Source organism: Enterococcus sp. (assembly GCF_032555305.1).
GTDB lineage: Bacteria > Bacillota > Bacilli > Lactobacillales > Enterococcaceae > Enterococcus_A.
Window position 1 is genome coordinate 47,508 of sequence record NZ_JAWGOQ010000019.1, and the last position, 14,589, is coordinate 62,096.

Below are 14,589 nucleotides of genomic sequence, written 5' to 3' on the forward strand. Positions count from 1 at the left end.
GAAACCCGCACTGAAATATCGGTGCGGGTTTCTTTACGTACTCATGTAACTTAAAAATTTCTAGTTTTTCTCTATGATCACCATACACAAAAAAGCTGGGAAAAATCCCAGCTTCTATCTTGATGAAAAATTATTTTAATTTTCCACGCTCACGATACCATTGATCAGGCTGCCAAGCCCATTCATGCCCGTTCTTTGCTAACAGATCAAAGGCACATTGAGGTCCCATCGTACCAGCAGCATAATTTGGAAAACCTGGAGTAGTTTGATCCCAGGTATTGCGGATACGATCAACGATTTCCCATGAGTTAGCAACTTCATCCCAATGAGAGAAGTTAGTTCCATCACCGTTCAAGGCGTCTAACAACAATTTCTCGTATGCTTCCGGACTATTTTCTGTTACTTCTGCACTCTGACGGAAATCTAACTTCACTGGGTCAGTATTGAAGCCTTGACCAATTTTCTTTCCGTTTAAGGTTAAGGAGAAACCTTCTGTTGGCTGGATGTAGATGGTTAGAATATTTTGCGGCAGTTCTTCACCATCTGATTCCTCTTGTTCAAAGTTAAAGACATTCACTGGAACTTGTTTAAAGACAATATTGATTCGGGTCCCTTTTTCTGTCATACGTTTACCAGTTCGAATATAGAAGGGAACACCAGACCAGCGAAAGTTGTCGATCAAGAATTTACCAGCAACAAAAGTTTCCATCAAAGAATCTTCTGCAACATTTGGCTCATCATGATAGGCTGCAAATTTTTTGTCATCTAACGCGCCGGCGTCATATTGTCCTCGTACAAAATTCTGTAAAACTTCGTCTGAATCGTAGCGGCGAATCGCCTGTAAAACTTTCACTTTTTCCTCACGAATCGATTTATTAGAAAAAGAAGTAGGGACTTCCATCGCCAACAAAGCAACCACTTGCAGAATATGGTTTTGAACCATATCTTTTAATGCGCCACTGCGTTCATAGTAGCCTCCACGATCTTCAACGCCAAGCGCTTCGGAAAAAGTGATCTGAACATTTTCAATGTACCGGTTATTCCAAAGGGATTCAAAAATATTATTAGCAAAACGGATCACGGAAATGTTTTGAATCATTTCTTTACCTAAATAGTGGTCGATCCGAAAAATATCTTGTTCTGGAAAGACCTTACGAATTTGATTATTCAGTTCATTAGCCGAATCATAATCAAAGCCAAATGGTTTTTCGATTACTAAACGATTGTAGCCGGTGGTAGTTAAAATTTCCTGCGATTTCAAATGGTTGACGATCGTACCGAAAAATTGAGGTGCCATGGCTAAGTAATATACACGGTTTCCTTGTAGATCATATTTTTCGTCTAGCTTATCTGACAATTCTTTTAACTGATCATAATGATCGGTATCATTGACATTGTGTGACAGATAATAAAAGTGGCTTGAAAATTCTTGTGCTTCTTTTTCTGTTGGTGCAATATCTTTAATCGTATCTCGAATGATCTCACGATAGTGCTCATCACTCCATGGTCGTCTAGCCGTACCGATTACCGCAAAATGGTTTGCTAAGTTGCCTTTTCTGTATAGGCGAAACAACGAAGGATAAAGTTTTCGTTGCGCTAAGTCGCCTGTTCCACCAAAAATGGTGAATAATGCTGCTTGTTCCATAAATTCCACTCCTAGTTCATAATAATGTATTCATTTTTCAAGTGAAAAATGAATCTGATCTTCACTACGCATACCATCCAACTAAGAAAATACAGCATAGACTTGATGTATTAGATAAGTTTAATACTTGATGTAAAAAACTGCGAAAAGTTGGACTGGCATCCTAGTTCATAATAATGTATTCATTTTTCATGAGAAACATGAGTCTGATCGTCACAACGCATATCATTTTACTAACTTGCTAAAGCAGGAAGTAAAACTGGCAAAGTTGGATTAGCATCCTATGGTTATAATGAGTCAACAAAAATCGTTGATGCTGCTTTGTAACTTATTGAAACCTCTTTTAGGTCATTTTGTAAAGTAATTGGTCCTTCATAGGCCGCAATATTTGTGATTTTATACTCTTCGTGGATTTTTATACCAAGATCCATCAAGTAGTCAAGCAGATCTTTTTCATCTAAGACGCGTGCGATTCGAATTTTAGTGCCTTCTGGGTAATTTGCTAAAGTTTGACGATCCTTTTCGTGGACTGTCTGATCTTGTTGTGGAATCATCCCACCGTGTGGGCAAAATGTGGGGTGGTTTAAATAAGTATCCAATTTTTCTTCTAACTGTGAAGAGGTCACATGTTCCAAAACTTCAGCCTCATCATGTACTTCATTCCATGAGTAGCCTAGGTGATCCACTAAAAAAACTTCCCATAAGCGATGTTTGCGCACAAGCGTGCTCGCTTTTTCTAAACCTGTCGGTGTCAGTTGTACTCCTTGATATGGCGAATGTTCAACAAGGCCCTCTTTTACTAATTTATTGATCATTTCGCTGACAGAAGCGCCAGAAATGGACAAACCAGCAACGATTTTTTTGTTACTAACTTTTTCTTTGTCGCCACCTAATTCTAATATTAATTTTAAGTAATCTTCCCGATTCGGTGTCATTGATGTTCATCCTTTCGTAACGAAGCATATCAGATTAAGTTTACCAAATTAATCTCATTTTTTCCATTTGATTGGACTGATCTTTTAAAGAAGAAAACGCCTAATAACAGAAGTAATAAAAAAAATATTCTAAGAATCCTTGCCTATCTTAGAAAAAAAAGGTAGTATATTAAAAATAAATGAGAATTGTCAAACTATTTAAAGGATTGATGTCAATGACAAAGCAACATAAAAAAGGAGCCCCGACCATGTATGATCCCGCTTTTGAGAAGGATGCTTGTGGTATGGGCTTTATTGCTCAGATGGAAGGGAAGGCTTCACATCAATTAGTGAAGCATGCGTTAACAATGTTGGAACGAATGAATCACCGCGGTGGAACCGGAGCAGAACCTGAAACTGGTGATGGTGCAGGGATACTAGCAACGATTCCTGACAAATTTTTCCAACGAGAAGCAAAAGTAGCCGGTGCATCTTTACCAGAACGTGGCCAATATGCGGTAGGGATGTTCTTTTTACCAGCCGACGAAAAGCACAAGATAGGATTACAGCAAGCGCTTGTAAAAGAAATCGAAGCCGCGGGTTACTTAGTTCCTTGGCAACGTGACGTTCCTTTTCAATACGAGAATTGTGGACCAGGCGCGCAAAAGGTAATGCCTAGTTTTGTGCAACTATTCATAAAGCGCCCGTTAGAAGTCCAAACTGATCGTGACTTTGAAGATCGCATGTATCGTTTGCGTCGTAAATTAGAGAAAACCTATCATGCAGGTGAAATGGCTATCTGTAGCCTGTCTAGTAAAACAATTGTTTACAAAGGGATGCTTCATGCGTATCAGGTAGGTATTTTTTATGATGACCTGCAGGATAAAGATTTCGCAGCTAGTATTGCTGTTGTACATTCTCGATTTTCTACGAATACATTCCCTAGTTGGGACCGCGCTCAACCTTTCCGTTTTCTTGCTCATAACGGAGAAATTAATACGTTGCGTGGATCAGAAAACTGGATGAAGAGTCATGGCATCGAAGTATATAACGAAGAAGATTCTGACTCGGCAAAGTTAGAGAATTGTATGGAGTATTTGTACCGTAATGGTCGTGATATCCCTCACGCATTGATGATGATGGTACCAGAAGCCTGGTCAGAAGAAGCGGGACTTAGTGAAGAAATGACTGCTTTTCAGGAGTATAACGCCAGCTTTATGGCACCATGGGACGGTCCAGCAGCTTTGTGCTTCACGGACGGTGAGATGGTAGGAGCTACTTTGGATCGAAATGGCTTACGACCTTCACGTTATTCCATTACGAAAGACGGGTTCGTTCAAGTCGCATCAGAATCTGGCGTTGTAGATTTTGCCCCGTCAAATGTAATTGAAAAAGGTGTCTTAGGTCCAGCTAACATGATTTTAGTTGACACGATCAACGGGAAATTTTATCGTAACCAGGAAATCAAAGAAAAATATGCAAAGGCTCATTCTTATAGTGAATGGTTAGCTGAAAATCGGATCGATTTGTCTCAACTTGCTGAAATTGAATCAAAAGAATCGGTGATGACAGAAAAAGAATTGCAAAAGATGTGGAAACTGAATGGCTACACGGATGAAATCATCCGTGACGAGCTATTACCAATGGCGGAAAAAGGCGAGGAACCTGTTCTTTCAATGGGGTACGATTCACCTCTAGCGGTTTTAAGTGAGAAGTCCCAATCGTTGTTTACGTATTTCAAACAACAGTTTGCTCAAGTAACGAATCCGCCGATTGACGCGATTCGTGAACAATTAGTAATCGGAACTGAGATGTTCTTGGGACGGGACGGAGACATACGAGTTGATGATGCTAATAACTGCCAAAAGCTAAAAATAAAAAGTCCTGTCCTCAGCAGTGTTGATTTTAATAAAATCACTCAATTAAGCACGAAGGAACAAAAAGCAGTGACGATTTCAACATTGTATCCAGTTGGCGGCTATAATGCCCTAGAAGATGGCTTGGAGCAGATGTTTAAAGAGGCTGAGTCCGCAATCGATCAGGGGGCAACGATCTTAATCTTAAGTGATCGAGGGTCAGTGGAAACCAAAATGGCGATGCCAGTTTTGTTGGCTGTATCAGGTGTGCATAATTATTTAGTAAGAAAAGGAAAAGCTTCATTAGCAAGTTTGGTTGTAGATTCTGCAGAAGTTTGCGAAGTTCACCATTTTGCCACATTGATCGGTTACGGAGCTAGCGGTATACATCCTTATGGTGCATATGCAACGTTGAAGAATTTTGACATTGAGAACGGCTTGGAGAATTATCGAAAAGCTGCTGAAAAAGGCATCGTTAAAGTAATGTCGCGAATGGGGATTTCAACGATTGCTGGTTATCACGGAGCTCAATTATTTGAAGTTGTAGGTATCAGCCAACCAGTTACGGATAAATACTTTACTGGTACTGCTAGTCGTATCGGCGGATTATCGTTGCATCAGATTGAAGAAGAATATCTTGAAAGGCATCAGTTAGCTTACGGTCCGCAACAAAATGATTTACTGGCTTCTGGCGGGAGTTTTCAGTACAAGGCGGATGGGGAACACCATCTGTTCAATCCGAAAACGATTTATAATTTCCAGCAAGCAGTTCGTGCCGGTGATTACCAATTGTTCAAGCATTATGTTGATCAAATGAATCAAGAAGCATTAGAAGAGCCGACGAATTTGCGCGCATTGTGGGAATTCAAAAAAGATCGTCCATCAGTGAAGCTTTCTGAAGTAGAGCCAGCGAGTAAAATCGTGAAGCGTTTCAAAGTCGGGGCTATGTCTTATGGTTCATTAAGTGAAGAAGCCCATCAATGCATTGCAGAGGCAATGAATAGTATTGGTGCAAAATCTAACAGTGGTGAGGGCGGAGAAAATCGCAAACGATTCAAGCCACAAGCAGATGGGAAAAATTTCAATAGTAAAATTAAGCAGGTCGCTTCAGGTCGTTTCGGCGTAAATGCTGAATACTTAATGAGTGCCGAAGAATTACAAATCAAAATGGCGCAAGGAGCGAAGCCAGGTGAAGGTGGACAATTACCAGGTAACAAAGTCTTCCCATGGGTTGCTGAAATTCGTGGATCAACACCAGGAGTACGCTTAATTTCGCCACCACCGCATCATGATATTTATTCGATTGAGGATTTAGCACAATTAATCTATGATCTAAAAGCGATCAATCCGTATGCCAAGATCAATGTCAAATTGGTATCGAGTACTGGTGTCGGAACGATTGCTACCGGTGTAGTCAAAGCCGGTGCAGATGTCGTCGTGATTTCTGGGTACGATGGAGGAACAGGAGCATCACCACGTAATTCGATTCGTGATGCGGGCTTACCATGGGAAATGGGTGTTGCTGAAGCGCATCAAACATTAGCGATGAACAATTTACGTCAGCGCATGACGTTGGAAACTGACGGAAAATTAATGACTGGTCGTGACGTTGCAATGGCGATTTTACTAGGTGCAGAAGAGTATAGCTTTGCTTCGTTAGCGTTGGTTGCAATTGGTTGTGTCATGATGCGCGTATGTAGCTTGAATACTTGTCCGGTTGGTGTGGCGACACAAAATCCCGCATTACGTAAATTCTTTGTTGGAAAACCTGAACATCTAATCAATATGATGTATTTTATCGCGGAAGATTTGCGAGAAATCATGGCTGAATTAGGATTTAGAAGTATTGATGAGATGATTGGTCATACTGAAGTCTTGGAGCCGCGTTTCATTGCAAAAGGTAAGGCGAAATCATTAGACTTTTCTCGGATTTTATCAACAAGCATTGGCATTGAACGTAAAACAGAAGATCCGTTTAAAGAAAAACGCGAATGGCCAGAACTGGATCAATTTGCCGAAGGTGCGATTAAAAACGGCGAACAAGTGAAAATGAGTTCTTCAATCAATAATGTCAACAGAACAGTTGGTGCGCGAATGGGCGGCTGGATTGCAGAACGCTTTGGCAATTATCAGTTAACACCAGGGCAGATCAAGTATACCTACACGGGTATTGCAGGTCAAAGTTTTGGTTCATTTATCACCCAAGGGATGGAATTAAAACTGATTGGTGAGGGAAATGACTATGTAGCGAAAGGACTAAGTGGTGGTCGCGTAATTATTGTGCCCCCTAAAGATGCTGCATATGATGTCGAGAATTCACCGATCGTAGGGAATGTTGTTTGCTTTGGTGCAAATCGTGGTGAAGGCTATTTCCGTGGAAAAGCCGGTGAACGGTTCTGTGTTCGAAATAGTGGTGCGAATGTTGTTGTCGAAGGCGTTGGTGACCACGGATGTGAATATATGACTGGCGGAGTTGCAGTTATCTTAGGTTCAACTGGACGAAATTTTGCTGCCGGAATGTCAGGCGGGGTCGCCTATGTTTATGACCCTAGTGGGACATTTGCTGATAAATGTAATTTAGAAATGGTGGATCTTTTCAACCTTGGAGAATCGGGTGACGATACGGTCTTGAAGGAAATGATTGAGAAGCATTTGGCTTACACAGATTCGTTAAAAGCCGCTGAGTTACTGAATGATTGGGAAAATGCTCAAAAGCATTTTGTGAAAGTTTATCCAAGAGAATATCACGAAATGGTTCGTGTAACAGAAGAATTAGCTAAGACCGGATTAACAGGTGAAGAATTGATCGAAAAAGCTTTCATTGAAGTAATTGGTGAACAAACAGTACCGGCTGGAAAGGGGCGTAGCTAGGATGGCAGATCCATTTGGCTTTTTAAAATATCCTCGGAAGGACAATCCTTATCGACCAGTCGAAGAGCGCATTCAAGATTGGGAAGAATTGCAAATACCACTTAATGTAGAGGAACGGCAAGAGCAAGCTGCTCGTTGTATGAACTGCGGGATTCCATTTTGCCACACAGGAATTTTTTACGGCGGCAAACGTGCTGTTTCAGGTTGTCCTAATGACAATCTGATTCCGGAATGGAACGATTTTGTCTATCGTGGGGATTTCAAAAGTGCGTTTGATCGGTTGGCGAAAACCAACCCTTTACCGGAAATGACTGGTCGTGTGTGTCCCGCGCCGTGTGAAAAATCTTGTACAGAAGGTTTAAACGGGTCAGGTGTGGCGATTCATGATAACGAACGCTTCATTATTGATAATGCCTTTGAAAATGATTGGGTCAAAGCGGATGGACTGCCGACAGAACGAACGAACTTTACCGTTGCTATCATTGGTTCTGGTCCAGCAGGTCTTTCAGCTGCTTGGCGGTTGAATCAATTAGGACATCAAGTGACCGTATACGAACGCAGTGAGCGTGCAGGGGGCTTGTTGATGTATGGGATTCCTAATATGAAGTTGGATAAAGAAATTGTTCAACGTCGAATCGATGTAATGGAGGAAGTCGGAATTAACTTCGTATTGAACACCGAAGTTGGAGTAGACGTTACAGCGGATGAACTACAAGCAAACTACGACCGGATCATCATCGCTAGTGGTGCCAGTGTACCACGAGATCTGAAGATTAAAGGCCGAGAACTTCATGGAATTCAGTTTGCTGTAGATTATCTGACTGAGTGTACGAAAGATGTCATGAAGCATGGGAAGAAAGTGACAGACCAGAAGCTCGCCGGCAAGAACGTTATTGTTATCGGTGGCGGTGATACCGGAAATGACTGTATTGGCTCAGCGATTCGTCAAGGGGCCGCTTCGGTAAAACAGTTAGAGATTACGCCACAATTGCCTGTGCAACGGGCAGCCAATAATCCATGGCCGGAATATTCTATGATCAATCGTGAAGGGTATGGACAAGAAGAAGGCGCGTTGAAAAATTCAGAGTTGACGGCCTATAGCACGTCTACGACAGCATTTATCGGTGCAGAACGTGGACAAGTGATTGCGATCGAGACCACTCAAGTAGATAATCAATTCCAGCCAATTGCAGGAACTGAAAAAACGTTGAAAGCTGACTTAGTTTTATTGGCAATGGGCTTTACTGGAGCTGAGAAAAGCTTACTAGATGCTTTTGATGTTCAGGAGATTTATGAAGATTACACAACCAACAATGAAAAAGTTTACGTGGCTGGCGATGCCAGACGTGGACCAAGCCTTGTTATTTGGGGAATCCGTGAGGGACGTAAAGCAGCAGAAAATGTGGATCAGATTTTACGTTCGTTGATTCATCAATAACAAAAAATGGATGCCGTAATTGGCATCCATTTTTAATTTTTCACTGGGACGATCGGTAAAGATACATCATCCAACTCATCATAAAGAGTGTCTGGTGATCCATTTTTGGTTTTGATCACCAAGTGATAACCATATTGATCTTGAATTGCAAGCTTTTGTTCGCTAAGTTCAATGAGCTGATAGATGATGGCTGTGCCATCTAAAATAATCGATAAATCAGGATAGATTGTAATCGTGTGATGTCTGCGTTCTTTTGGATGAGCGAATTCCCAAGAGCCGACATAAACGCTATTTAAGTCCTTTGCTTCACGCTTGCGGACAAGTTTAGAACCCAAGGCAGCAACACCAAGAGATGTCGCACTGAGGAAAACGGGCCATTTCAATCTCATCAAAAAAACTCCTTTCTAAATTTAACAGATACAAATTAATTTTTAAATTTGTGGGATTTTTGAGTTGTATACCAATCCGCAAAAAACTATTAGATAGTTGATTATTTTCGAATAAATCTAAAAAAGCGGAGCTGGCATCCTTTCACACATGCTTTGTTATACTATATAATAAAGTCTGTCATCTTTCCATCAGGCTTAAGGACTATTTAACTTTTTTTAGAAGGATTTTGATAAAAAATGAAGTATTCTACGATTCATCTAGCTATCTTTATTGAAAGAAGCAATCGTTTTATCGCTCGCTGCCGTTTAATACACACGGGAGAAGAAATCGTTACCCATGTGAAAAATACTGGTCGCAGCAAAGAGTTATTATTACCATCTGCTCTGGTGGCTGTAAATCATCAACCATCTGACAAACGTAAGACGGCTTATGATCTTATCGCTGTGAAAAAGGGAGAAATGTGGATCAATATCGATTCACAAATACCGAACGCTTTGGCAGCCGAAGGAATTTTAGCTGGAGATATTAAATTGCCAGGATTAAAAGGAACGATCAACTTTCTAAAGCGTGAGTATACCTACGAGCGCTCAAAATTTGATATTTATTTTGAAACCGATCAGCAGGAAAAAGGATTTGTTGAGGTTAAGGGTATGACGCTGGAAAATCATGGAATCGGAGCTTTTCCTGATGCACCAACATTACGGGGACTGAAACATGTGGAAGAGCTTAGGTTAGCCCAAACAATGGGCTATCATTCTTATGTTCTATTCATCGTACAATTTCCAACGATTACAGCTGCGACGATTCATCGTGTGATGCAACCTGCCCTTTATGAAGCAGTGAAAATGGCTGTGGCAGACGGCGTACAGGTTTTAGCGTATAATTGTGAGGTAGATCAGGAGACGATTACCATTAAAGGGGCTGTTCCCTTTGATTTGGAACAAGCATTTATTGATCCCAATCTGTAACTGAAAGGCGGAAAAGAATCATGATCAATTTAGGTATTATTGGAACGAATTGGATCACCGATCAATTTGTTCAAGCAGCTCAGGAAACAGGCAAGTATCAGTTAACAGCAGTTTACTCACGCAAACTAGAAACAGCGCAGAAATTCGGTGAAAAATATGGTGATGTTGAGTATGCGACTGACCTCAATACATTTTTCGGAATGGAACATTTAAATACAGTGTATATCGCTTCACCCAATAGTTTACACTTTGAGCAGGCGAAACAAGGTATCTTGGCTGGGAAAAATGTAATCGTAGAAAAGCCTGCTTTCTCCACACCGAAGGAAATGGATGAGATTATCAAGTTAGCGAATCAGCAAAGAGTCTTTTTCTTTGAGGCGGCTCGAAATATTCATGAAAAAGCATTCAAAACAGTAACCGATTTTCTCCCATTGAAGGATCAAATCATCGGTGCTGATTTCAGTTTCATGAAGTATTCTTCACGTTATGACCAAGTGTTAGATGGTCAAGAGCCCAATATTTTTTCACCCCATTTTTCCGGCGGAGCATTAGCTGATTTAGGTGTTTATCCGATATATGCAGCTTTAGCTTGGTTCGGGATGCCAAGAGAAAGTGTCTATTTTGGGCAAAAAATCTCAACGGGTGTTGACGGGATTGGAACAGGTATTTTGCGATATGAAAACTTTGATGTGACGATTCGCACAGGTAAAATAGGTGACAGTTTCCAACAGTCAGAAATTTATTTAATGAATGGAACTTTGGTGTTGAATGCTGTAAACTCGATTAGTGAAGTAGTTTTCTATGATCGAGATCATCATCGCCGTGAAAAATTGAGCGTCCATCAATTGGAAAATCCGATGATAGAAGAAGCAGAAGAGTTTGCGCGGGTGATCTTGAATCCAACTGACCGAAATTTAGGGACTGATTATGAAGCATGGGTCGAATTATCCCGTAATGTGAACCAAGTGATTTATGATATGCGAAAAAGTGTGGGCATCATTTTTGATGCTGACGAGAAATAGAGGAACTTATGAATAATCAAGATTTTGTACCATTTTTACAAAAAAATTGGGAGGATGCCGGCTTTCAGAAAGCCGCACTGATCCAAGAAAAAGTTTATCAATCAATCGTTGATGGAAAAAATTTGGTGGGAATTGCTCCGACCGGTAGTGGTAAGACACTTGCTTATTTATTGCCGTTGATTAATCAGTTGAAATCAGGTACTCCAAGTCAAATTTTAGTCCTGACTTCTTCGCAGGAGCTAGCGATGCAGGTCGTAGAAGTAGCGCGCAAATGGTTAGCTGGATCAGGCATGAAAGTGCAGCCTTTGATTGGTGGTGCCAACGTCAAACGTCAGCAAGAAGCACTGAAGAAAAAACCAGAATTACTAATCGGCACGCCGGGCCGGGTTCTAGAATTAATTACATCGAAAAAAATCAAAGCGCCAGCGATTAAAACACTGGTCTTTGACGAAGTCGATCAATTAGTTCAAGGCCAGAGCTTACAATTGATTCAAAAAATTTTGAAAGCTAGCGATAACGATGCACAACGTCTGTATTTTTCCGCAACAGCTGACACCGTATTAAACGAATTGAACAACTTCGAGTCAGATTTATTGGTTATTGATGTTTCAAAGGAAGATGAAAGCCAAGGCGAGGTACAACATTTTTATTTAGAGACAAGCGACCGTAAAAAAGTCGATCAGTTACGACGACTGTTAAATTTACCTGCTTTTTGGGGAATGATTTTTTTCAATCAACTGACTGATATGGGGAGTGCAGAAGAAAAACTACTTTTCCATCATTTACCAGTAGCAAGTCTTGCCTCAGACCAATCAAAAATCTCTCGTAAAAATGCAATTGATCAATTTAAAAAGCATCAAGCGCTGGGACTTCTTACGACAGATCTAGCCAGTCGTGGTTTGGACATCGAAGCTCTACCGTTTGTGATTAATGCGGATGTCCCAATGACAGAAGAAAGCTATTTGCATCGTGCTGGACGTGTGGGACGAATGGGAAATAGTGGCGTAGTGATTTCATTGGTTACTCCGCAAGAAAAATCGGACTTAAGCAAAATTGCTAAGAAACTTGATCTGGCATTATCACCAATTTACCTATTCGGTGGTGAATTATTAACAGAAGAACCAGCCAAACAAAGCGAGCCGAAAAAGAAAAAAAGAAATAAAGGAAAAAAACGTAAATAATTTTCTCCCTCTGGATAGGACTCTAAAATGCAGTTTCCTATGTAGAGGGAGTTTTTGCTTTGAAAGAAAACAATTGGCATTAAAAAAGATTTAGAAAGATAAACTTATTTTTTCTAAACTGCAAATGAGTTCATTAAATTTAAGTTAGTCATCTTGATAAATTAAGTTAAAATAGCTACAATGATATAGATATGTTCTCGTAGCTCAGTAGGATAGAGCAATCGCCTCCTAAGCGATAGGTCGCTGGTTCGATTCCAGTCGAGAACGTAATGATGAAATTAATTAATGGGAAAAGGTGTTAGAGAGTGATTTGATTCTCTAACACCTTTTTTTTGCTCTTTGATTTAGCAACTAAAAACTTATGTGTGTTTGGTAGTTAGTCACTGTCTTATGTTTCACTTTCTTAAAAAAAAACGCTAATTTAGATTCCGAAAACGATCTTTCTATCGTATGATGATTATAAGAGAGGGGGTTGACGATGTTTAATATGATTATTATCTTACTGGCAACACTAAATAGTGAACCAATCGGAACGAACGATTATCGAATTTCCCGTTTCATACTGAGTAATTTGAAGGATATCCAAAATTATAATATCTCACAATTGGCAAAGGCTTGCTTTGTCTCTAATTCAAGTATTTCGCGCTTTTGTCGGAAGGTTGGCTTTCAAGACTTTAATGAATTGAAATATCAATTTTTTCAATGGTCTGATATAGGAGAGCAAAAATTTCGTTACCCAAACCAAATCAATGGTCAAATAAAGATTTCATTCATTGATGCTGTTATTCATAACTTACAGTTATTGAAGAGAAGTCTAAGTGATTCCGCGATGCAACAATTAGTAAAAGATATTTTGAGTTATCCTAAAGTTGCAGCATTTGGTACGCTGCACTCGCAAGGAGTCGTATTAAATCTGCAGACAGATTTGTTGACGAGCGGAATCGTTTTGGACACTCGGACGCGGTTTCAAGAGCAACTTGACTATCTAGAGGATGCAGAAGAAGATACACTGGTGTTGCTTTTTTCTCGAGGAGGGAGTCATTTTAAACGCTTTTTACTCCATAATTTGCAGTTAAATCCGCAGCATAGGCCAAAAATCATAATGATCACCTCGAATCAAAATATAAAACCGAATAAATACATAGATCAATGTATCTACTACGAAGAAGAAGAAGGTTTCGCTGCTTATCCGTATGCTTTTGAAGTAATCAAAGGGATTTTGGCATTAGAAGTATATCAACAAAAAAAATCAGAGCCATCCGCTTGAGCGGGTGGCATATTTCTGTTTCAAATCTATAGAATTTTTTTCATTTTCTATTTTTCAAGCAGTCACCTCTATTTTTTTCAACATACTCCTTATATAAGAGTAGCTCCTCGTTGAGGGGGAAGCTATTGGTAGCGGAAAAAATAGAAAAATCATATTTATCATAGTTGATTGAAGCTGATAACTTCAATCTTTTTTTCGTTAAGAATCCGTTTTGTTTCTTCCGATTGCAAAGTCTCAGCTTCGATTCCTCGTTCAATATTATAACTGCTGTTACCTAAAATCCATTGATCCAAATAGGCTGGATGACACATCATCTCGTAAATATTAGGATTTGTTTCGTCTAATTCCTCAAAGAATGCAGAAGTGATATTTTTTGCATAAAAGCTATTGATGAAACCTTTAGCAAATACAACTTTTTCAAGCAAAAAATGACTTTCAGCAATTTCCTTCTGAGTCCATTTTCTTGGATGAAAGCGGATGGCTAACTGAAATTCGCTGGCTAACTGGATATAAATTGGAAATAGATTGTGCATCATATGGATATGATGATGTGAATCCATATGAGTCGGATTTAGGCCAGCCTCCAACACTTTTTCAATTTGGGCTCGCCATTCAAGATAAACTTCTATTTCATTGACAACGATTTCATTCAGCTCCAAGGGGTATCGCTTAAAGTCCCCCTCTTGATTGACTAAACTAGGAATCTTTTTTTTATCCAAAATGGGTTTTCCTAAATCCAAAGAAAGGTGAATACCAAGATCCAAAGAAGGATTATTTTTAGCTAAAGTGCAGGCATGTTCAAATTCATTTCCCGTACTTAACAAGGTTGTTGATCTGACAACACCATTAGTAAAGCAATCAATAATTCCATAGTTTTGTCCTCGGCTTAACCCAAAATCATCTGCATTAATTAAAAGTTTCATTATGCGGCTCCTTTCCATTTGCTAGCCTTAATGTACAAATATTTTTGTCTTTAATAGCTGAATTTCCAATTTTTGGAAATGATTTTTAAAAATTGGAAATTTGATACTAAAGGG

General features: G+C 39.8%; 10 protein-coding genes and 1 tRNA gene. 7 read left to right on the forward strand and 4 right to left on the reverse strand.

What is annotated here, in order from left to right; translation table 11 throughout:
- Nucleotides 1–130: 130 nt before the first annotated feature.
- Nucleotides 131–1,645, reverse strand: a complete 1,515-nt coding sequence (gene zwf / locus E6139_RS14220; RefSeq protein WP_316403737.1) for a glucose-6-phosphate dehydrogenase — start codon at nt 1,643–1,645, stop codon at nt 131–133.
- 287 nt (nt 1,646–1,932) lie between these two features.
- Nucleotides 1,933–2,580 carry a metal-dependent transcriptional regulator gene (locus tag E6139_RS14225; protein ID WP_316403738.1) on the reverse strand — a complete coding sequence of 216 codons (648 nt, stop codon included), beginning with the start codon at nt 2,578–2,580 and terminating at the stop codon, nt 1,933–1,935.
- Between the two features lie 209 nt (nt 2,581–2,789).
- Here E6139_RS14225 and gltB point away from each other — a divergent pair, with 209 nt between their 5' ends.
- Entirely contained in the window at nt 2,790–7,286 is a 4,497-nt protein-coding gene (gene gltB, locus E6139_RS14230; protein ID WP_410470545.1) for a glutamate synthase large subunit, read from the forward strand.
- A 1-nt stretch (nt 7,287) separates the two neighbouring features.
- On the forward strand, nt 7,288–8,724 hold the full coding sequence (locus tag E6139_RS14235) for a glutamate synthase subunit beta (RefSeq protein ID WP_316403741.1): 1,437 nt from the start codon (nt 7,288–7,290) through the stop codon (nt 8,722–8,724).
- A gap of 32 nt (nt 8,725–8,756) precedes the next feature.
- On the opposite strand, the gene E6139_RS14240 is transcribed toward E6139_RS14235, so the two are convergent.
- On the reverse strand, nt 8,757–9,113 hold the full coding sequence (locus E6139_RS14240; protein ID WP_316403742.1) for a DUF4828 domain-containing protein: 357 nt from the start codon (nt 9,111–9,113) through the stop codon (nt 8,757–8,759).
- 237 nt (nt 9,114–9,350) lie between these two features.
- Between E6139_RS14240 and sfsA the strand changes: the two genes are divergently transcribed.
- The 5 genes from sfsA (at nt 9,351) to E6139_RS14265 (ending at nt 13,552) form a co-directional block, all read left to right on the forward strand.
- On the forward strand, nt 9,351–10,082 hold the full coding sequence (gene sfsA / locus E6139_RS14245) for a DNA/RNA nuclease SfsA (protein WP_316403744.1): 732 nt from the start codon (nt 9,351–9,353) through the stop codon (nt 10,080–10,082).
- A 20-nt stretch (nt 10,083–10,102) separates the two neighbouring features.
- Entirely contained in the window at nt 10,103–11,104 is a 1,002-nt protein-coding gene (locus E6139_RS14250; protein WP_316403746.1) for a Gfo/Idh/MocA family oxidoreductase, read from the forward strand.
- An 8-nt stretch (nt 11,105–11,112) separates the two neighbouring features.
- The gene (locus tag E6139_RS14255; RefSeq protein ID WP_316403747.1) at nt 11,113–12,285 is read left to right on the forward strand and encodes a DEAD/DEAH box helicase; all 1,173 of its coding nucleotides are present in this window, start codon (nt 11,113–11,115) and stop codon (nt 12,283–12,285) included.
- Nucleotides 12,286–12,478: 193 nt separating this feature from the next.
- Nucleotides 12,479–12,552, forward strand: a tRNA-Arg gene (locus E6139_RS14260).
- A gap of 211 nt (nt 12,553–12,763) precedes the next feature.
- Entirely contained in the window at nt 12,764–13,552 is a 789-nt protein-coding gene (locus tag E6139_RS14265) for a MurR/RpiR family transcriptional regulator (protein WP_316403748.1), read from the forward strand.
- Nucleotides 13,553–13,710: 158 nt separating this feature from the next.
- On the opposite strand, the gene chbG is transcribed toward E6139_RS14265, so the two are convergent.
- Nucleotides 13,711–14,475: a chitin disaccharide deacetylase gene (gene chbG, locus E6139_RS14270; RefSeq protein ID WP_316403749.1), complete on the reverse strand. Its 765-nt coding sequence runs from the start codon at nt 14,473–14,475 to the stop codon at nt 13,711–13,713.
- Nucleotides 14,476–14,589: the final 114 nt, after the last annotated feature.

Bases quoted from the DNA above. Each gene is read 5' to 3' on its own strand.
- E6139_RS14255 (WP_316403747.1), top strand. From the start codon at position 11,113: ATGAATAATCAAGATTTTGTACCATTTTTACAAAAAAATTGGGAGGAT.
- E6139_RS14235 (WP_316403741.1), top strand. From the start codon at position 7,288: ATGGCAGATCCATTTGGCTTTTTAAAATATCCTCGGAAGGACAATCCT.
- zwf (WP_316403737.1), bottom strand. From the start codon at position 1,645: ATGGAACAAGCAGCATTATTCACCATTTTTGGTGGAACAGGCGACTTA.
- gltB (WP_410470545.1), top strand. From the start codon at position 2,790: ATGTCAATGACAAAGCAACATAAAAAAGGAGCCCCGACCATGTATGAT.
- E6139_RS14225 (WP_316403738.1), bottom strand. From the start codon at position 2,580: ATGACACCGAATCGGGAAGATTACTTAAAATTAATATTAGAATTAGGT.
- E6139_RS14240 (WP_316403742.1), bottom strand. From the start codon at position 9,113: ATGAGATTGAAATGGCCCGTTTTCCTCAGTGCGACATCTCTTGGTGTT.
- sfsA (WP_316403744.1), top strand. From the start codon at position 9,351: ATGAAGTATTCTACGATTCATCTAGCTATCTTTATTGAAAGAAGCAAT.
- chbG (WP_316403749.1), bottom strand. From the start codon at position 14,475: ATGAAACTTTTAATTAATGCAGATGATTTTGGGTTAAGCCGAGGACAA.
- E6139_RS14250 (WP_316403746.1), top strand. From the start codon at position 10,103: ATGATCAATTTAGGTATTATTGGAACGAATTGGATCACCGATCAATTT.
- E6139_RS14265 (WP_316403748.1), top strand. From the start codon at position 12,764: ATGTTTAATATGATTATTATCTTACTGGCAACACTAAATAGTGAACCA.